The sequence below is a fragment of the Pseudomonas sp. FYR_2 genome (genome assembly GCF_043106425.1).
Classification (GTDB): domain Bacteria; phylum Pseudomonadota; class Gammaproteobacteria; order Pseudomonadales; family Pseudomonadaceae; genus Aquipseudomonas; species Aquipseudomonas monteilii.
In genome coordinates this window covers 164,327-183,572 of the sequence record NZ_JBICMM010000048.1, presented here as the reverse complement: position 1 = coordinate 183,572, position 19,246 = coordinate 164,327, and the positions used below count along the sequence as shown (strand labels likewise).

At 63.7% G+C, this 19,246-nt stretch carries 18 protein-coding genes; 7 read left to right on the top strand and 11 right to left on the bottom strand.

Features of this window, described 5'->3' with window-relative positions; all coding sequences use genetic code 11:
- Positions 1–5: 5 nt before the first annotated feature.
- From ACF8R4_RS21770 to cbiE, 7 genes are all read right to left on the bottom strand, one after another.
- On the bottom strand, positions 6–491 hold the full coding sequence (locus tag ACF8R4_RS21770; RefSeq protein ID WP_060498545.1) for a copper chaperone PCu(A)C: 486 nt from the start codon (positions 489–491) through the stop codon (positions 6–8).
- 46 nt (positions 492–537) lie between these two features.
- Positions 538–927, bottom strand: coding sequence for a DUF2946 domain-containing protein (locus ACF8R4_RS21765; RefSeq protein ID WP_060498544.1), 390 nt, complete (start codon positions 925–927; stop codon positions 538–540).
- Between the two features lie 120 nt (positions 928–1,047).
- On the bottom strand, positions 1,048–1,902 hold the full coding sequence (locus tag ACF8R4_RS21760; RefSeq protein WP_016712216.1) for an SPFH domain-containing protein: 855 nt from the start codon (positions 1,900–1,902) through the stop codon (positions 1,048–1,050).
- 26 nt (positions 1,903–1,928) lie between these two features.
- Entirely contained in the window at positions 1,929–2,366 is a 438-nt protein-coding gene (locus ACF8R4_RS21755) for an NfeD family protein (RefSeq protein WP_104833875.1), read from the bottom strand.
- 440 nt (positions 2,367–2,806) lie between these two features.
- Positions 2,807–3,598, bottom strand: coding sequence for a cobalt-precorrin-6A reductase (locus tag ACF8R4_RS21750; RefSeq protein ID WP_392493433.1), 792 nt, complete (start codon positions 3,596–3,598; stop codon positions 2,807–2,809).
- Positions 3,595–4,689: a cobalt-precorrin-5B (C(1))-methyltransferase gene (locus tag ACF8R4_RS21745; protein ID WP_060498542.1), complete on the bottom strand. Its 1,095-nt coding sequence runs from the start codon at positions 4,687–4,689 to the stop codon at positions 3,595–3,597. The genes ACF8R4_RS21750 and ACF8R4_RS21745 overlap by 4 nt, the downstream gene beginning before the upstream one ends.
- Positions 4,682–5,893, bottom strand: coding sequence for a precorrin-6y C5,15-methyltransferase (decarboxylating) subunit CbiE (gene cbiE, locus ACF8R4_RS21740; protein WP_164525125.1), 1,212 nt, complete (start codon positions 5,891–5,893; stop codon positions 4,682–4,684). The genes ACF8R4_RS21745 and cbiE overlap by 8 nt, the downstream gene beginning before the upstream one ends.
- Positions 5,894–6,073: 180 nt before the next feature.
- On the opposite strand from cbiE, the gene cobG reads away from it, so the two are divergent.
- The 7 genes from cobG to ACF8R4_RS21705 all read left to right on the top strand — a co-directional run bounded on the left by cobG (position 6,074) and on the right by ACF8R4_RS21705 (position 12,588).
- Positions 6,074–7,405 (top strand): precorrin-3B synthase, encoded by a 1,332-nt coding sequence (gene cobG / locus ACF8R4_RS21735; protein WP_392493432.1) that lies wholly within the window; start codon positions 6,074–6,076, stop codon positions 7,403–7,405.
- Positions 7,398–8,024, top strand: coding sequence for a precorrin-8X methylmutase (locus ACF8R4_RS21730; protein WP_016489386.1), 627 nt, complete (start codon positions 7,398–7,400; stop codon positions 8,022–8,024). The genes cobG and ACF8R4_RS21730 overlap by 8 nt, the downstream gene beginning before the upstream one ends.
- Complete coding sequence (locus tag ACF8R4_RS21725; protein WP_177337099.1) at positions 8,021–8,755, top strand: precorrin-2 C(20)-methyltransferase; 735 nt, start codon at positions 8,021–8,023, stop codon at positions 8,753–8,755. The genes ACF8R4_RS21730 and ACF8R4_RS21725 overlap by 4 nt, the downstream gene beginning before the upstream one ends.
- Positions 8,743–10,440, top strand: a complete 1,698-nt coding sequence (cobJ, locus tag ACF8R4_RS21720) for a precorrin-3B C(17)-methyltransferase (protein WP_164525123.1) — start codon at positions 8,743–8,745, stop codon at positions 10,438–10,440. The genes ACF8R4_RS21725 and cobJ overlap by 13 nt, the downstream gene beginning before the upstream one ends.
- Positions 10,441–10,539: 99 nt before the next feature.
- Positions 10,540–11,229, top strand: a complete 690-nt coding sequence (locus ACF8R4_RS21715; protein ID WP_060498538.1) for a hypothetical protein — start codon at positions 10,540–10,542, stop codon at positions 11,227–11,229.
- 62 nt (positions 11,230–11,291) lie between these two features.
- On the top strand, positions 11,292–11,978 hold the full coding sequence (locus ACF8R4_RS21710; RefSeq protein WP_164525122.1) for a hypothetical protein: 687 nt from the start codon (positions 11,292–11,294) through the stop codon (positions 11,976–11,978).
- A 25-nt stretch (positions 11,979–12,003) separates the two neighbouring features.
- On the top strand, positions 12,004–12,588 hold the full coding sequence (locus ACF8R4_RS21705) for a hypothetical protein (protein ID WP_200928835.1): 585 nt from the start codon (positions 12,004–12,006) through the stop codon (positions 12,586–12,588).
- Here the strand turns inward: ACF8R4_RS21705 and ACF8R4_RS21700 are convergent.
- The 4 genes from ACF8R4_RS21700 to purH all read right to left on the bottom strand — a co-directional run bounded on the left by ACF8R4_RS21700 (position 12,585) and on the right by purH (position 19,211).
- Positions 12,585–13,181: a MarC family protein gene (locus ACF8R4_RS21700; RefSeq protein ID WP_016712205.1), complete on the bottom strand. Its 597-nt coding sequence runs from the start codon at positions 13,179–13,181 to the stop codon at positions 12,585–12,587. The two genes, ACF8R4_RS21705 and ACF8R4_RS21700, sit on opposite strands and share 4 nt — an antisense overlap.
- Positions 13,182–13,218: 37 nt before the next feature.
- Positions 13,219–15,990 carry a hybrid sensor histidine kinase/response regulator gene (locus ACF8R4_RS21695; protein ID WP_104833880.1) on the bottom strand — a complete coding sequence of 924 codons (2,772 nt, stop codon included), beginning with the start codon at positions 15,988–15,990 and terminating at the stop codon, positions 13,219–13,221.
- Positions 15,991–16,125: 135 nt separating this feature from the next.
- Entirely contained in the window at positions 16,126–17,421 is a 1,296-nt protein-coding gene (purD, locus tag ACF8R4_RS21690; RefSeq protein ID WP_016712203.1) for a phosphoribosylamine--glycine ligase, read from the bottom strand.
- A gap of 182 nt (positions 17,422–17,603) precedes the next feature.
- Positions 17,604–19,211, bottom strand: coding sequence for a bifunctional phosphoribosylaminoimidazolecarboxamide formyltransferase/IMP cyclohydrolase (gene purH, locus ACF8R4_RS21685; protein ID WP_060498534.1), 1,608 nt, complete (start codon positions 19,209–19,211; stop codon positions 17,604–17,606).
- Positions 19,212–19,246: the final 35 nt, after the last annotated feature.

The following is a 19,246-nucleotide window of genomic DNA, read 5'->3' as shown; positions in this document are numbered from 1 at the left end:
AGGTGTCAGTGTGCGTGTTCGTGTGCTTGCGGCTGGTCCGCTGGCGCCTGCTTCTGCACGGCCACTTCAACCGTGATGTCGCCGGCTTTTTCGAAGTGCAGGGTCAACGGGAAGCGCTTGCCGTCGGTGAGCAGGCTGCGGTCCTTGGGCTGCATCAGCATCACGTGGTAGGCGCTGGGGGCGAAGGTCAGGTCCTTGCCGGCAGGTACCACCACGTTGGGCACCTGCTGCATCTTCATGGCGCCGCTGGCGCTCATGGCATGCTCGTGCAGTTGTGCATCATTCGTGATGGGGCTGTCGACGCTGAGCAGACGGTCGTCGGCCTTGCCGTTGTTGTGCACCACGAAATACGCGGCGACGTTTGGCGCGTTGGGTGGTAACTGCAGCGACCAGGGGTGGGCGATGTGCAGGTCGCCCACGCTGTATTCGTGGGCATTGGCAAAGGCGCCGGGCAGCAGCAGGGCGGCCATGACGAGGGCGTACTTGAGCATGGTGAATCTCCGTTCTGTTCAGGTTCAGGCAGACAGCGTGATGAACTCAGGCCAGCGGAGAGGCACGGGGGTTGAGCGCAGGCCAAAGCTGGCGCGGCGTGAGTTGGTAGTCAGCGGGTGGCGACAACAGCCCGGCGAGCAGTGTCGGCGGGTTGTGCAACTGTGTCGGGTAGCCGGGCAGGGCCAGCAGCGGTGCGGCGCCCGAGCAGCACCAGCAGTTCATCATGCTGGCGCTGTCGTCGTTTTGCGTGCCGAGGTCGATCTTGGCCAGGGCCTGGACGTCGACTTTGGCCTTGTTGGCCATGCTGGAACAGAAAGCCCCCCACAGCAGCTGCTCGGCCGGGCCCTTGGGCGCAGCAGAAGACAGCGGCATGGCCAGCAGGTTGAACAGCACTGCAAGGCAGGCTATCCAGGCAATGTGCCGACGTGGGGGCATGGAGAGATCCGGTCAGGAATCGTGGTGGGTATTGTAAGGCGGAGTATAGGTAAAAATGGCGGGGTGCGGTGAAGTGCCGCAGGTTGCCGGTTAATGGGGGCGCAATGCGCCCCGACACTCTCAAGCCTTGTTACGGCCCATCAACCCCCGCACGGTCTCCTGCAGGTCTGCCGGCAGCACCACCACCTTGGCATTGCTGCTGCCCGCCAGGTTCTCCATGGCCCCGACATAGCGCTCGCCCAGCAGGTACATGGCCGGCACGGTCTCGTTGCCCACCGCTTCCTTCACCAGCGAAATCGCCCGCGCCGAGGCCTCGGCCAGGCTGATCTGCGCCTCTGCATCCAGCCTGGCGGCCTGCAAGCGAGCTTCCGCTTCAAGGATCGCCGCCTGCTTGGCCCCTTCGGCACGGGTTACATCGGCCTTGCGCTCACGCTCGGCTGCCGCCTGGCGCTCCATGGCCAGTTGCATGTTTTCCGAAGGCTTGATGTCCTGGATCTCCACCGAGCGTACGGTCACGCCCCAGTCTTCGGTCTGCTCGGACATCGCATCGCGCAAACGTGCCTTGATCTGCTCGCGGCTGGACAAGGCTTCGTCCAGGTCCATGGCACCGACGATGGCACGCAGCGAGGTCATGGTCAGGCTGGTGACGGCGAACGAGAAGTTCTGCACGCCGTAGGAGGCCTTCTGCGGGTCGACCACCTTGGCGAAGCACAGCGCGTTGGCGACGATGACTGCGTTGTCCTTGGTGATGATTTCCTGTTGCTGCACATCGAGGATGATGTCTTTGGTCGGCAGGCGGTAGGCGACCACATCCATGTAGGGGATGAGGATGTTCAGGCCGGGTTTGAGCGTGCTGTGGTAGCGGCCCAGGCGCTCGACGATCCATTCCTCGCCCTGAGGCACGATACGCACCCCCTTGAACACGGTGATCAGGACGAACAGGGCGATGGCCGCGACGACGATTAGGCTGGTCATGATGATAAATCCCTTTTAGTGCAGGTTCAGGCCCGGATGACACGGGCGGTGTTCCCCTCAATGGCGGTAAGGCGCACCCGCTCGCCAGCAGGGATCTCGCTGTCGGCGATGCAGGTCCATTCTTCGTTACCCAGAATCGGCTTCTGGAAGCGTACGCGGCCTTTCTGGAATTCCGAAACGCCAGCGGTCAGCAAGCCCACTTCACCGATCACGCTGTCGGCGGTCCAGCGCACATCCGGCTGCTTGCGCCGGAACAGCTTGAACCAACACGCGGTGGTGACCGACGACAGCAATACCCACAGCAGTACCTGCATGTCCAGTTGCAGGCTGGGGGCGGCCAGCGAGATGAGCGAGACCAGCACGGCACCGATGCCGAACCAGAGGATGAAGAACGTCGGCAGGACCAGTTCGAGCAGGATCAGCGCGATACCGAAGACCAGCCAGATCCACCATTGCATTTCCATATGGGTGAAACCTTCCGGGGGGGGGGCTAAAGCTTAATTCAGCGGGGTGGGCGAAGGCTATTCAGGTGAGACCGAGCGGACTGTAGGAGTGTTCTGAAATTGGCTGTGTGCTGACAGAGAAGATGTGAGGCTGACAGGTGCTTGCCGACAGGTATGCAGCGCTTATGAGATCGAGCGCCGCCCGCGCGGCGCATCGCGAGCTGCGCTCGCTCCTACGTTTGTTTCGGGCCAATTATTCCAGTGGGCATTGCGCGCGAATTCTTTGGCGCATGGCTGGATATTGCGTCGTACAAACAAGGCGGTCGCGCGCGCCTGCCACAGGCGTTACTGGCACGAAACAAACGTAGGAGCGAGCGCAGCTCGCGATGCGCCGCGCGGGCGGCGCTCGATCTTGAGGGCGATAAATAACTTTCGTCGTACCGAGCAGAAAGTGCAGCGACCTATAAATCTTCCCGTTTTTGATCTTCCGGTTGATCCCGGGTGACCATGAAATCCGCGCCGGCATCATCATCGAAGCCTTCCAATGCAGCCACCAGCAATTCCTGAGAGTCGAAATCGCGATCCACGCCAGGTAAAAGTGGTCGCTTCAGAATCAGAACCGGAATTCCTCGTTCTCGAGCCACATCCAGTTTCGGTTCCGTCGCCACGCTGCCACTGTTCTTGCTGATCAGCACATCAATACCCCGCTCATCAAAAAGACTGCGTTCGTCTTCGATCTTGAAGGGTCCCCGCGCACCAATGACTTCGCACCGAGAGTTGCCAGCGTATGTCTCCAACGCCCGCAAGGTCCAGAACTGCTCCGGCGGTATTTCGTCCAGATGTTGCAGCGGCTCTCGCCCCAGCGTGAACAGCGGCCTGCGGAACGGCTTGAGCGCCTCGATCAACCCCGCCCAGTCCTCGACCTCGCGCCAGTCGTCCCCCGCTTGCGCCTGCCAGACCGGGCGTCGCAAGGCCCAGCACGGGATGCCGGCAATACGCGCAGCACTGGCGGCGTTGCGGCTGATCTGCGCGGCATAAGGGTGGGTGGCATCGATCAGCAGCGTGATACCGGCCTCGCGCAGGTAGCTGGCCAGGCCTTCGGCGCCGCCAAAGCCGCCGACCCGCACCTGGCATTGCAGGTCCTGCGGCACGCGGCCGATACCCGCCAGGCTGTAGACGTGCTGCGGGCCGAGGCGACGGGCGATGGCCAAGGCCTCGGTGACGCCGCCCAACAGCAGAATGCGCGCGGTCATTGCACACCCGCCCGGCCAACGATGCCGCCTTGGCGGTCGATGGCGAACACTTCCACTTGCACCTGTGCCGGCACCACGCTGCGGGCGAAGGCCAGCGCGTGGGCACACACTGCGTCACCGAGGGCAACGCCGGCCGCGTGAGCCAGAGCGAGTGCTTGCTGGCTGGTGTTGGCGCCGGTGATGGCGGCCTGCAACGCTTCGTCAGCGCCAATGTCTGCAGCCCAGCCCGCCAGTTGCGGCAGGTCGATGCTGGAGTGGCGGCTGTGCAGGTCCATGTGCCCGGCCGCCAGTTTGCTGATCTTGCCAAAGCCACCGCACAGGCTCAGGCGTGGTACCGGCACCTTGCGCAGGTGCTTGAGCACTGCGCCAACGAAATCGCCCATTTCGATCAGGGCGATTTCTGGCAGGCCGTAGACGCGGCGCATGGTGTCTTCGCTGGCGTTGCCGGTGCAGGCGGCGATATGCGTGTAGCCGTTGGTGTGGGCCACGTCGATGCCTTGATGAATCGAGGCGATATAGGCTGCACAGGAGAACGGCCGGACGATGCCGCTGGTGCCGAGGATCGACAGCCCGCCCAGTATGCCCAGGCGCGGGTTCATGGTTTTCAGGGCCAGTTGCTCACCGCCCTGCACGTTGACCGTGACCTCGAAACCGCCGGGATAGCCGCACTCATCGGCCAGGCGCTGAAGGTGTTCAGTGATCATGCGCCGAGGTACCGGGTTGATGGCCGGCTCGCCCACCGCAAGCACCAGCCCCGGGCGGGTCACGGTGCCGACGCCGGTCCCCGCGACAAAGCGGATGCCCGTCTCGGCCAACAGACGCACCTGGCTGTAGAGCAAGGCGCCGTGTGTCACGTCCGGGTCGTCGCCCGCATCCTTGAGGGTGCCGGCTTCGGCGCGTTCGCCGACCAGGCGGCAGAACTCCAGGCGCATCTGTACCACCTTGCCCTTGGGCAGGGTGATATCCACTGCATCGTCTTGCTGGCCGGTGAGCAGCAGCTTGGCCGCTGCCAGGCTGGTGGCGGTGGCGCAGCTGCCGGTGGTCAGGCCGCTGCGCAGGGGCGCCGGCTGTTCGCGGGTTTCTTCACGCATCGGCGGGCTTCATCACTTCCAGCAGGGTGATCGGCAGCGCCTGGCGCCAGGTGTCGAACGTGCCCAAGGGTTGGGCATGGGCGACATGCAGGCGGGTCAGTTCACCCCCGTGCTGATCGCGAAAGTGCGCCAGGGCCAGTTCGCTTTGCAAGGTCACTGCGTTGGCCACCAACCGGCCGCCGGGGCGCAGGTTCGCCCAGCACAGGCCCAGCACGCCTTCACGGGTGACGCCGCCGCCGATGAAGATGGCATCGGGCTGTTCCAGGCCTTGCAGTGCCATTGGCGCCTTGCCACGAACCAGTTGCAGGCCGGGTACACCCAGCGCATCGCGGTTATGTTCGATGAAGCCCTGGCGGCCTTCGTCGGCCTCGATGGCCAGTGCGCGACAGGCCGGATGGGCACGCATCCATTCGATGCCGATCGAGCCGCAGCCCGCGCCCACGTCCCACAGCAGTTCGCCGGGCTGGGGCGCCAGGCGCGCCAGCGTGATAGCACGGACATCGCGCTTGGTCAGCTGGCCGTCGTGCCGGAAGGCACTGTCTGGTAGCCCGGCCAGGCGATGCAGGCGTGGCGCTTCGGGTGAGGCCAGGCATTCGATGGCCACCAGGTTGAGCGCTGCGGCTTCGGCGTGCGGCCAGTTTTGGGCGGTGCCGGCCAATGCGCGTTCTTCCTGGCCACCCAGGTGCTCGAAAACCTGCAGGCGGCTTGGCCCGAAGCCCCGTTCGCGAAGCAATGCTGCAACGGCCGCCGGGCTGTCGCCATCGTTGCTCAGCACCAGCAAGCGCACACCGCTGTGCAGGTGGGCATTGAGCGCCGCCAAGGGGCGGGCGACCAGCGACACCACTTGCACGTCCTGCAGCGGCCAGCCCAGGCGCGCAGCGGCCAGGGCGCAGGAGGAGGGCATCGACAGCACGCGCATTTCATCGGCAGGCACCTGGCGCGCCAGGCTGGCGCCGACTCCGTAGAACATCGGGTCGCCGCTGGCCAGCACGCACACCGGCTCGCCGCGCAACGCCAGCACCGGGGCCAGCGAGAACGGGCTTGGCCAGCCCAGCCGTTCGCCGGGCACGCAGCGTGGCAGCAAGGCCAGCTGGCGCGGGCTGCCGAAGATCCGCGCAGCACCCAGCAGCGCGCGCCGGGCTTGTTTGCCCAGGCCACTGAAGCCGTCTTCGCCGATGCCTACTACTGTCAGCCAAGGGGTCATGTATTTCAATCCGCCATTTTTGGGGCCGCTTCGCGCCCCTTGGCGGGCGAGCCCGCCAAGAAGGCGACGCGGTGCTTAATTTCTGCTAATCGCTAAGGATGCTCGACCACCGGCTTTTCATGCCGCCGGACAAAGCAGGCATAATACCGCGCCTTCTACACTCAAGCGCATTTTCACAGATTGCCGGACGCCCCTTTGACGCAGGCCCATGCTCCCAACGTTTCGCCCCGCCCCTCGGCCTGCCCGGGGTTTTGGCGCATCGTCAGTGCCCGTGATGGCGGCATCTGCCGCATCAAGCTGCCGGGCGGGCTGCTGCTGGCCGACCAGGCCGAAGCGGTGGCGGCGGCAGCCGAGCGGTTTGCTGGGGGTGTAATTGAGGCCACCAACCGTGGCAACTTGCAGATCCGTGGTATCGGCGACGATCACCGCGCCCTGATCGACACGTTGCTCGATGCCGGCCTTGGCCCGCGTGAAGCGGCCGGTGACGATGTGCGCAACCTGATGCTCAGCCCGCTGGCCGGGCATGACCCAGCCATGCTGCTGGATGCGCGGCCGTTGGCCGAGCAGATCCTCTTTATGCTGGAAAGCACGCCGCGCTTCCATCAACTGTCGGCCAAGTTCGCCGTGCAGCTGGATGCCGGCGAACGCCTGGCCATGCTCGAACACCCTCACGACCTGTGGCTGTCGGCCCTGCGCCTGGAGCAGCAGACCTGGCTGGCGTTCGGCCTGGCGGGTTGCCCGGCAGATGGCCAGGTGCTCGGTGCGGTGCCGCTGGAGCAAGGCTTGGCACTGGTGCGTGCTGTGCTGGAACGTTTTCTCGACCTGGCAACCCCTGCGCGGTCGCGCATGCGCCAGTTGCTTGAGGTGTACCCGGCAAGCGATTTCGTCGATGGGCTCGGGCTGGATATCCGCCGCGACGACGCTGTGCTCACATGGCGACGCGAACCACACCGTGCGTCCTGGCTGGGGGTGCTGCCCCAGGCTCAAGGCCTTGCCCTCGGCGTTGCCCCGCCCCAAGGCCGCCTGACCCCAGCCATGTTGCGCGGTGCTGCATGTATTGCCCGTGAATGGGGCGATGGCAGCCTGCGCCTTAGCCCCTGGCAAAGCCTGGTGCTGACCCATCTGCAAGAACGACGCATCGACCAGGCCCAGGCCGAACTGTCTGCGCTGGGCTTGCTGTGCCACGACCATGAACCCCTGGCGCGCATCAGCGCCTGCACCGGCGCCAGCGGCTGCGCCAAGGCTCTTGGCGAAACCAAGGCCGACGCCGTTGCCTTGGCCGCGCTGCTGGGCCCTGGTGTACCCGCCAGCGTGCACCTGTCCGGTTGCCCTCGTTCCTGCGCCGTGGCCCATGTAGCCCCGGCCACTTTGCTGGCCCGTTCACCGGGCCGTTATGACCTGTACCTGCGTGATGCGCGCCATCCCGGCTTCGGAGCCCTGCGCGCCACCGACCTTACCTTGAATGAAGCAGGCGCCATGCTCGACCTGCCGACGGAGCACCTTGATGATTGACTACATCCGCGATGGTCAGGAGATCTATCGCAATTCCTTCCGGATCATCCGTGAGGAAGCCCGGCTCGAGCGGATCCCCGCAGACCTCGAAAAGCTCGCCGTGCGCGTGATCCACGCCTGCGGCATGGTCGATGCCATCGACGGCCTGCAGTTCTCCGAAGGTGCCGGCCGGGCCGGGCGCGAAGCGCTGCTGAACGGCGCGCCGATTTTGTGCGATGCGCACATGGTGGCTGAAGGCATTACCCGGGCACGCCTGCCGGCAGACAACAAAGTTATCTGCACCCTGCGTGACCCGAGCGTGCCGGGCCTAGCGAAGGATGCTGGCAATACCCGCTCCGCCGTAGCCCTTGAGCTGTGGCGCCCCTATCTGGAAGGCAGCGTGGTGGTGATTGGCAACGCGCCAACCGCGCTGTTCTACCTGCTGGAGATGATTGACGCTGGCGCGCCCAAGCCGGCATTGATCCTCGGCTTCCCGGTCGGTTTCGTCGGCGCTGCCGAGTCCAAGGCCATGCTTGCCGCCGACAGCCGTGGCGTGCCGTTCGTGATCATGCAGGGCCGCCTGGGCGGCAGCGCGATGGCCGCCGCCGCGGTCAACGCCCTGGCCACGGAGGTTGAATGATGGCGCCGCGCGGACGACTGCTGGGCCTGGGCGTGGGCCCTGGCGACCCTGAACTGATCACCCTCAAGGCCCTGCGCATGCTGCGCGAGGCGCCAGTGGTGGGCTACTTCGTGGCCAAGGGCAAGCGTGGCAACGCCTTCGGCATCATCGAGGCGCACCTGCAAGCCGAGCAGACGCTGTTGCCGCTGGTCTACCCGGTCACCACCGAGGCCCTGCCGGCGCCGCTGTCCTATGAGCAGGTGATCAGCGACTTCTACGACGAAGCCAGCGTGCAGGTGGCCGAGCACCTGGATGCCGGCCGCGACGTGGCGGTGATCTGCGAAGGCGACCCGTTCTTCTACGGCTCCTACATGTACCTGCACGATCGCCTGGCGCAGCGGTATGAGGCCGAAGTGATCCCGGGCGTCTGCTCGATGCTGGGTGGGGCTTCGGTGCTGGGCGCGCCACTGGTGTACCGCAACCAGAGCCTGTCAGTGTTGTCGGGTGTATTGCCGGCCGAAGAGCTCAAGCGCCGCCTGGCCGACGCCGATGCTGCGGTGATCATGAAGCTTGGCCGCAACTTCCCCAAGGTGCGCGAGGTGCTCGCCGAACTGGGCCTGGACGGGCGTGCGCTGTATGTGGAGCGGGCCACCATGGCCAATCAGAAGATCGTGCCGCTGGACCAGGTCGACCCGCAGTCGTCGCCGTACTTCTCGCTGATCATCGTGCCGGGTGAAAAATGGCAGGGTTGAACATGCACAAGGCACCCGCCATCGTCATCCTTGGCCCAGGCAGCCTGGCCACCGCGCAGCGTATCCAGAAGCGTTACCCGCAGGCGTCGATCCATGGCCTGGAAGGCCGGGTCGAAGGTGTCGACCTTCACTACGCCGCGTTCGGCGACACCCTGCGCCGGCTGTACCAGCAGGACACGCCGATCATCGCCCTGTGTGCTGCAGGTATCGTCATCCGCAGCCTGGCCAGCCTGCTCAGCGAGAAGGGCGTCGAGCCGCCTGTACTGGCCGTGGCCGAAGATGGCAGCGCGGTAGTGCCGCTTCTCGGTGGCCTGAGCGGCGTGAACGTGATGGCGCGTGAACTGGCTGAAGCGCTTGGGGTTGCCGCTGCCATTACCACCAGTGGCGAGCTGCGTTTTGGTACCTGCTTGCTGAACCCGCCGCAGGGTTATGCCTTGGCGGATATCGAGCAGGGCAAGCGCTTTGTCTCCGACTTGCTGGCCGGCGAATCGGTGCGTATCGAAGGTGATGCCCCCTGGCTGCAGCAGGCGCAGTTACCGGCCAGCGAGGCGGCTCGGCGCACCATTCATGTGGGGCATCAGGCGCGCCCGGCCAACCGCGACGAACTGCTGATTCACCCGCGTTCGGTGGTTGTGGCTGTTGCAGGTGGTAACTTGCACGGTATTCGTGCCGCACTGCAGCAGGCCGGCATCGCCGAGCCATCAGTGGCTTGCCTGCTGGCGGACGAGCAGGCCATGGCCGACAGCGGCTTGCGTGAGGCCGCGCAGGCGTTGGGTGTGGCCTTGCGTTTCGCTGTCAACCCAGACGGTGTGGCCAGCATGCTTGCGGCGGCGTTGCCCGATGCCCGGCTGACCGAGCTTGAGGGTGTGGCCATTGCCGTGGCGCCAGCCCCGGTCGAGGTGGCGCAGGTTGGCCGCCGTCGTGGTCGTCTGGCCGTGATCGGCCTGGGGCCGGGCGCTGCCGAACTGATGGTGCCGGCGGTGAAGGCCGAGCTGGCGCGTGCCGAAGACGTACTCGGCTATGAAACCTACGTGCGCATGGCCGGGCCGTTCCGTGACGACCAGGTGCTGCACTGCACCGACAACCGTGAAGAGATGCAGCGCGCCCGGCATGCCTTCGAGCTGGCGGCTCAGGGCCGTTCGGTGGTGGTGGTGTCGTCGGGTGACCCGGGTGTGTTCGCCATGGCTGCTGCGGTGCTTGAAGCGTTGCATGAGTCCACTGACCCGGCGTGGCACCGTGTCGACCTCGAGATACTGCCTGGCGTATCTGCCTCGCTCGCGACGGCCGCCCAGGCAGGTGCACCGCTGGGGCATGACTTCTGCGTGATGTCGCTCTCGGACAACCTGAAACCCTGGTCCATCATCGAGAAGCGCCTGGACCTGGCGGCCCAGGCTGACCTGGTATTGGCCTTCTACAACCCGATTTCCAAGTCCCGACCGCACCAGCTTGGGGTGGCGCTGGAAGTCGTGCGCCGTCATCGCGATGGCAACACCCCTGTAGTCCTTGGCCGTGACATCGGTAGGCCGGGGCAGACGCTGAAGGTAGTCAAATTGGCCGAATTGCTGCCAGAAATGGTCGACATGCGCACCATGGTTCTGGTCGGGTCGTCCACGACCTGCCAATTCCCCAGTGCTGACGGCAAGCAGTGGGTGTATACCCCTCGCTGGTACCCGGCAGCCGAGTGAGGTACCGAGGGAACCGGTTCATGCCTGTTCCCTCGTCGTTTACGGCATAGGGTGAATGCCCCTCGATGATTCCCATCGGGGCATTCAAGGACCCTTTACATGAACGATATCAACGCTTCCAGTGGCGATAGCATCGCTGTTGTCGAACAATCTCTTCTGGCGCTGAGCGCAGGTATGTCGGCGCAAAGCCGGCGCGATGCCAAGACCACCTTCCAGTTTGCTTCTCGCGTGGCGTCCAGGCTGCATGACCGTGACGGAGAGTCCGAAGCCTGGTTCAACAAGTTTCTGGAAGTGATGCGTACCCTGGGCTGGGTGGCGGGCCGACGTTCTTACGAACGTGACTATGACAAGAGCGCATCGCTGACCATGGGCCCGATCGCGTTCAAGGTCGCCAGTGCCGCAGGTAAAGCCCTGCTCGGCGGGCCGGTAGGCGAGGCCATGGCCAAGCTGGCCGGCGATGCCATCACTGCACTCGGCAACATCGAAGACGCACAGAAAATCTACAAACAGAACGTCAAAGGCAACCCCGTCTCGACCACGGGATTGGGGACGTGCATCGAAACGCCCGAGGGCGAATTGTTCATGCTGGTCAACGCATTCAGCGCTTCGCCAAGCGAAAACGACCTGAATACCACGGTGTTCGAATGGAAGAGTTCGAGCAAGGACCGTTACTGCGGTTCGGCTGTACTTGCCTTGAACGAAGTGGTGTACACCGATCAGGTTCGTGCAACGATCGAACAGAAACTCGCGGACAAGGCCGTCAAGGCCGCCGACGAATACGAGATTTGACAGCAAACGGGGCCTGCGGGCCCCGTTCTTCATTCTGCACGTTTGAGATTCGAGGTATTGCAATGAGTAAGGAAGACTACTCCTTGTGGCTCGTTGGCGGCACCGCGCTGCTGGTCGCGGACGCGGCGCAGCCTTTGAGGCAGTATGCGCTGGACTCGATTCTGTTTGCCCAACTGCGTTCGGACAAATTGAACGGCTCACGGTTTACCCACTACGGGCGCTGGTACAGCGGATACCGTACGGCCCTGGAGGAGCGAGGCTGGGTGATCGTGCGCAGTCGCAGTGATCACCAGCAGGCGCAGGTTGGGCAATCACTGGTGCCGGTTCAGCGGCTCAGCGACGATTTGCAGGCCCGTCATCCCAGCCTGTCGGGCCATCTGCGGGCTGCCGTTACCCTGCTCTCGCAGGTGGTGATTCAGAAGCACCTACAGCCCTTCACGCTGGCGGAGCAGGACAAGACCACACAGTGCGCCTACGAGCTGGGCGTGATGTTGCCTGATGCGTCTCTGGATATGTGTGGGTTGGCGTTCAAGAGTGCCTTGCCTGCATCACAGATTCGTCCCGATACCCGTTTGCAGCCTACACCTGCCGAGGGGATAGACCTGCGGGCCAGTGCCGGAACATTGAGCGAATACCTGACTGTCGCTGATCGCCAAGGCCTGCACGATCTGCTTGAGCGAACACAGCATGTCGGAAAAATCATTGATCTGGGCGTGTTGAAGCCGGAGGGTGGCGATGCAACAGCATGAAGCCGTAGTCGTAGGCACAAGCTTGGTGTCTTTCACTCCCGGCGTCAGCCTTGAGCAGCGCCAGGCCGTGAAGCTTGCTTCGTTATGGGCCGAGACCGTGACGTTGCAAGACATGGCTAAAGAACCGCAGCAGGAACAATACGATTACTACCGCAAGAAGTTGATGTACCTGGGGTGGGACGCGACGTCTGCTGAAGAAGTCCATTGGCCGGACCCGCAGCGGCCCAGAATTGTCGATCAAGCGTTGAGCAAGATCGACGCCGTGGCAGGGGCTCAGCATTCCAGCAGCATGGCGCTGGCGTTCGAGGCGCTGAAGAGAAACGGCAAACCCTTGCTGCATTTCGAGTCTCGCAGCAGGGACCGAGCGCAGTTTCAACTGTTGTCCTGTGCGCCAGTCAGCGGCAACTACGTGGACATTGTGGTGTACCACGAGGCTGGCAACACGGCGGTATTCACCAATGGCTTTCTGTTTCGCGAGCGCCGCAACATGTGGGTGGCCGCAGAGCTGGTGCGTTTCAATACACGCCTGTTCAATCAGGAACGTCGCCGCAGTGTCGAGCGGGCACTGGTAAAGATTGCCTTGAAGGAAATCCATGAAATGGAGGTTTAGGGCATCAGGTAACCTTTAATACCGGTAAAGATGATCTGCGCTGCCAATGCGCAGACAAACAGGCCCATCAAGCGGCTGACGATCTGCAGGCCCTGCTCGCCAAGAATGCGTTCGATACCGTGTGACAGGTACAGCACCAGGCCTACGGTGAAGCTAGCCAGGGCAATGCTGATGATGGCCAGCAACTTGTCATCCCAGTGCGGCTGGCCGACGCCCATCACCAGTAGGGCACCAATGGTACCGGGGCCGACGGTCAGTGGGATGGTCAGCGGTACGATGGTCACATCTTGCTGCACGTTGTCGGCCTGCACGGCCGGTTTGCCCTGGGCCATGCCCAGGGCCGAGATGAACAGCACGCTGCCGGCACCGATGCGGAAGGCATCGGCGGTGATGCCAAAAATACCGAAAATCACCCGCCCGAACAGGTACAGCAGCACGCTGGCGACCAGCGCCGCGAAGGCCACCTTCCAGGCCAGTTGCTTGCGCTCCTTGCTGGAGTGGCCACGGGTCAGGCTGATGAAGCACGACAGCACGAAGAACGGGCTGTAGAGCACGAGCATTTTCAGGTAGACGCTGAACAACTCATGGAGCATGGGGCGTAGTCCTCAGCAATGCAGATGCTTGTGTCAGCTAGGAAGTATGCGCCGGATCTGCCTTGGTTTCCCGCTGGTTGGCCCAGTACTGGATCAGCTCCCGCAACTGTGACAATTCCACCGGCTTGGCCATGTGCCCGTCCATGCCCGCCAGCCGTGCGCGTTCCTTGTGTTCGGCCAGAATGTGCGCCGTCAGCGCCACCACCGGCGTGCGCTGGCGCTGGTTGGCCGCTTCCCAGGCGCGCAGTTGCTGGGTAGCGGAGAAGCCGTCCAGTATCGGCATCTCGCAGTCCATCAACACCAGGTCATAGTGCTGCGCTTTCATCGCCTGCAGGGCTTCTTCGCCATTGCAGGCCGTGTCGGGCTCGAGGTTGAGCTTGCCGAGCATGCCGCGGATCACCTTGGTCGAAATGCTGTTGTCCTCGGCGACCAGCACGCGGAAGTTGCCGGGCAGGTCCAGCGCTTGAGGGATGCCTGGCAGGCTGGCAGGCACCGCCTGCTCGCGGCCGCGCTGGGCCAGCTCTTCGGCCAGGGTGGTTTTCAGCGTGTAGCCGGCCACCGGCTTGGCCAGTATCCGCTTGACCCCGGCATTGCGCGCAATGACCTTGCTCGGCGCATTGCTGATGCCGGTGAGCATCACCACCAGGATGTCGTGGTTCAGGCTCGGGTCTTCCTTGATTTTGGCGGCCAACTGCATACCGGTCATGCCGGGCATGTTCTGGTCCAGCAGCACGGCGTCGAAGTAGTCACGCAGGTGCGCTTTGGTACGCAGCAGCGCCAGGGCTTCCTTGCCCGATGGCACCGCGCTGACGTTCATGCCCCAGGCGCTGCACTGCTGTACCAGCACCTTGCGGCAGGTGTCGTTGTCGTCCACCACCAGCACACGGGCATCGCGTAGGGGGCCGTCGAGGTCGGCCGGTGGTTGCTCCAGGCGTGAAGGGTCCAGCGGCAGGGTCAGCCACAGGGTGTTGCCCATGCCCGTGCTGCTCTTGATGCCGAACTCGCCCTGCATCAGGCCGATCAGCTGCTTGGCAATGACCAGGCCAAGGTGCCCGCCCAGCTTGTTGCTGGACAGGAAATGGTGGCTGTGCAACTCGGCCTGCAGCAAGGCTTCGCGGTCGGCGGCGGGCAACGGCTCGCCGCTGTCCTGCACGGCAATGCGCAAACGGGGCACATCGCCACGCTGGTCCAGCGCCACCACCAGCAGGATCTCGCCCTGGTCGGTGTTTTTCAGCGCATTCTCCAGCAGGCTCGACAAGGCCTGGCGCAGGCGTGTCGGGTCGCCACTGATCACGCGCGGCACCTGTGGCTGGGTGAAGCTGATCAGCTCGATGTTCTGTTGCTCGGCCTTGGCGCGGAAGATGTTCAGGCAGTCCTCGATCAGCGCGTTAAGGTCGAATTGCACATCATCCAGCTCGATCTGCCGGGACTCCAGCTTGGAAATGTCGAGAATTTCGTTGATCAGCGTGAGCAGCTCGTTGCCGGCACTGTGGATGGTCTGCACGTAGTCGCGTTGCTTGACCGACAGCGGTGTGCCGAGCAACAGCTCGGTCATGCCCAGTACACCATTCATGGGGGTGCGGATTTCGTGGCTGATCTTGGCCAGGAACTCAGCCTTGGCGTTGATTTCGGCATCGCTGGCGGCCAATGCACGGCTGGCGCTGAAGCGCTCCTCGCTCATGCGCCGCAGGCGTTCGCTGACGGCCAGGTTCAGCAGCAGGCCGCTGACCACGGTCAGGCCCAACAGGATGCACAGCAACCAGGGCGTCGAGGTGCGGGTCAAGCCCAGCAAGGCCGGCAGCAGTACCAGACCACCCAGGTTGAACACCACCATGGCCAGGCTAAACAGGCGTCCGGGTGCATAGCCACGGTACCAGTGGTAGCTGCTGACCAGCAGCATGCTCACGCTGCCCAAGGCCAGCAGGGCGTAGGTCATCAGGTTGAGGGGCAGGGTGTCGACAAACAGCAGCACCAGGCCGCTGATCCCGACCACCAGCATTTCACCTTGCAGCAGGCGGTTAAGCCGTGGCGAATTGCACGGTGTGAAGAAGTGTTGGGTGAAATACAGCCCGGCCAGGCCTGCCAGCACCAGCGTCAGGTAGGCGGCCGGTGTTTGCGCGTTGTGCCACACATGCCACCAAGGGCCGCTGAGGTTCAGCAGGATCAGGCCGCTGAGCAGCATCAGGCCGTGGTACAGCGCCAGGATCAGGGTGGTGGTGGAGCGGCTGTAGAGGAAGCGGATCAGGTTGTGCATGATCAGCATCACCAGGCCGCCGAACAGCATGCCGAACAGCAGGGGCTGGCTTTGGTCTGAGGCCGCTACGGCTGCCGGCTCCAGGCTGATGGCCGGGCGCAGCTGGTGTTCGGAAACGAGGCGCAGGTAGATGTCCAGCGGTTGTTTGCTGTTGGGCAGGGGTAATACATGGTCGCTGCCACGCAGGGTGGGGCTGGCGTTGCCGGCCAGGCGTCCGTGGTGCAGCTGACGCAGAAGTTGGTCGCCCTCGAGGGCGTAGAGGTCCAGGCCGGAAAGGTCTGGGGCAAATACCCGCAACAGTTGTTCCTGGTCGCCGGGTTGCAGGCGGTAGTGCAGCCATAAGGCTTGTTCCGCAGGCGCTGCATCCAGCTCGGCGAGAATCAGGGGGCTGAACTGGTTGCGGTAGCGCTCGGAGCGCACATCGCTCAGTTGCAGGTTGGCCTGTTCGTCGAGCAGAACGGTCCAGCCTCCGTCATGTTCGGCAGCTGCCGGGAACATGCAGAGCAAGGTCAGCAAGCTGACGATCAGAGCTGAGGCAATCCGAAGCCGACGCACTACGAAATCCCTTCTTAGCCGATGTGCCGGGTACTAACTATGCGCGGCGCGCCAAGTCGAAGGCAAGGCCCGTGCCGGGCCTTGTCGACGAGCCGGATGCCGTGCGCTGAAAGCGCTACGGCGTTCCGGTTGTACTTACTGCTGGTGCTCACCGCGCTCGCGGGCGATGGCCCGATAACCGATGTCGGTACGGTAGAAGCTGCCGTTCCAGCTTACTTCCTTGGCCAGACGGTAAGCCTGCTGCTGCGCGTCAGCGACGGTGCTGCCCATGGCAGTGGCACACAAAACGCGACCGCCGTTGGTGACCACTTGGCCATCCTTGAGCGAAGTACCGGCATGGAACACCTTGCCTTCGATCTTGGCCGCAGCGTCCAGGCCGCTGATGGCGTCGCCCTTGGCGTAGTCGCCCGGGTAACCGCCAGCTGCCAGCACCACGCCCAGGCTTGGGCGCGGGTCCCATTGGGCTTCGACCTTGTCCAGCGCCTTGGCGAAGGCGGCTTCGATCAGCAGCACCAGGCTCGACTCCAGGCGCAGCATGACCGGCTGGGTTTCAGGGTCGCCGAAGCGGCAGTTGAACTCGATGACTTTGGGGTTGCCCGCCTTGTCGATCATCAGGCCTGCGTAGAGGAAGCCGGTGTAGACGTTGCCTTCCTCGGCCATGCCGCGCACGGTCGGCCAGATGACCTGGTCCATCACACGCTGGTGCACGTCGGCGGTGACCACCGGGGCAGGGGAGTAGGCACCCATACCGCCGGTGTTCGGGCCGGTGTCCTGGTCGCCGACGCGCTTGTGGTCCTGGCTGGTGGCCATGGGCAGCACGTTGTGGCCGTCGACCATGACGATGAAGCTGGCTTCCTCGCCGTCGAGGAACTCTTCGATCACCACACGCGAACCGGCTTCACCAAAGGCGTTACCGGCCAGCATGTCACGCACGGCGGCTTCGGCTTCTTCGAGGGTCATGGCGACGATCACGCCTTTGCCCGCAGCCAGGCCGTCGGCCTTGATCACGATCGGTGCGCCTTTCTCTTGCAGGTAGGCAAGTGCAGGCTCGATTTCGGTGAAGTTCTGGTAGTCGGCGGTCGGGATCTTGTGGCGTGCCAGGAAGTCCTTGGTGAAGGCCTTGGAACCTTCCAGCTGGGCCGCGCCCTTGGTTGGGCCGAAGCAGTCCAGGCCACGGCTGCGGAACAGGTCCACCACGCCGATGACCAGCGGTGCTTCAGGGCCGACGATGGTCAGGTCGACGTTCTTTTCGGCGAAGTCGGCCAGTTGCTCCAGGGCGCAGACGTCGATAGCGACGTTTTCGCACTTGGCTTCAATGGCGGTGCCGGCGTTGCCCGGGGCAACGAAGACTTTCTCGACGCGTGGGTCCTGGGCAACTTTCCAGGCCAGGGCGTGTTCACGGCCGCCACTGCCGATGATCAAAACTTTCATGTCAAAACCTCGAATTCTTTCGGACGGGAGGCAAGGCCTCACACTGTACGAGGTCGCAATGAAGCAGGTAGATGCAAGGCGGGGCCGGTTCCGATGAGCGGAGTTGCCTTCTGGCAATGAGCATCAGCGGAACTGGCCCCAACGCAGCAGATGCCTGCTTCAGTGCGGCCGATTGCCGTAAATCAGTGGCGGAAGTGGCGCATGCCGGTGAAGACCATTGCAATGCCGGCTTCGTCGGCTGCAGCAATGACTTCAGCATCACGCATCGAACCACCCGGCTGGATCACGGCGCTGATACCCACTTTAGCCGCATTGTCGATGCCATCACGGAACGGGAAGAACGCGTCCGAGGCCATGACCGCGCCCTGCACCTGCAGGCCAGCATGCTCAGCTTTGATTGCAGCAATGCGGGCGGAGTTGACCCGGCTCATCTGGCCAGCGCCTACGCCGATGGTCTGGCGCTGCTTGGCGTAGACGATGGCGTTGGACTTGACGAACTTGGCCACTTTCCAGGCGAATACCAGATCGTGGATTTCTTGCTCGGTCGGGGCACGCTTGGTGACGATTTTCAGGTCATCGGCGGTGATCATGCCGATATCGCGGCTCTGTACCAGTAGGCCACCGTTGACGCGCTTGAAGTCCCAACCGGCAGCGCGCTCGGCAGGCCATTCGCCGCACTCAAGCAGGCGTACGTTCTGCTTGGCGGCAACCACTTCACGGGCAGCCTGGGAAATTTTCGGCGCGATGATCACTTCGACGAACTGGCGGTCGACGATGGCCTTGGCGGTTTCGCCGTCCAGCTCGCGGTTGAAGGCAATGATGCCGCCGAATGCCGACTCGGTGTCGGTGGCATAGGCCAGGTCGTAGGCCTTGCGGATGCCGCCTTCGTCTTCAGGCACAACGGCCACGCCGCACGGGTTGGCGTGCTTGACGATGACGCAAGCCGGCTTGACGAAGCTCTTCACGCACTCCAGCGCGGCGTCGGTGTCGGCCACGTTGTTGAACGACAGCTCCTTGCCTTGCAGCTGGATGGCGGTGGAAATGCTGGCTTCGCCTTTCTTGGCTTCTACGTAGAACGCCGCGCTCTGGTGCGGGTTCTCGCCGTAGCGCATTTCCTGGGCCTTGACGAACTGGCTGTTGAAGGTGCGCGGGAATTCGCTGCGGTCGGAAGTCGAAAGGGTGTCCTTGGCCTGGTTGATGGTGCCCATGTAGTTGGCGATCATGCCGTCGTAGGCAGCGGTGTGCTCGAACGCCTTGAGCATCAGGTCGAAGCGCTGGGCGTAAGTCAGGCCACCGGCCTTGAGGCCTTCTACGATACCGGCGTAATCGCTGGCGTTGACCACGATGGCCACGTCTTTGTGGTTTTTGGCAGCCGAACGGACCATGGTCGGGCCGCCGATGTCGATGTTCTCGATAGCGGTCGGCAGGTCACAGCCAGGCTTGGAAATGGTGGCTTCGAACGGGTACAGGTTGACCGCGACCAGGTCGATCGGCTTGATGCCGTGCTCGTTCATGATGGCGTCGTCGGTGCCGCGACGGCCGAGGATGCCGCCGTGGATCTTCGGGTGCAGGGTCTTGACCCGGCCATCCATCATTTCGGCGAAGCCGGTGTAGTCGGCCACTTCCACCGCGTTCACGCCGTTGTCCTTGAGCAGCTTGTAGGTGCCGCCGGTAGACAGGATCTCGACACCGAGCTGTTGCAGCTCACGGGCGAATTCGAGGATACCGGTCTTGTCGGAGACGCTGATCAGGGCGCGGCGGACTGGCAGGCGGGTAGTCTGGTCGGTCATTTCGGGTTCCAATAACGCGGTGGAGTCAGCAAAAA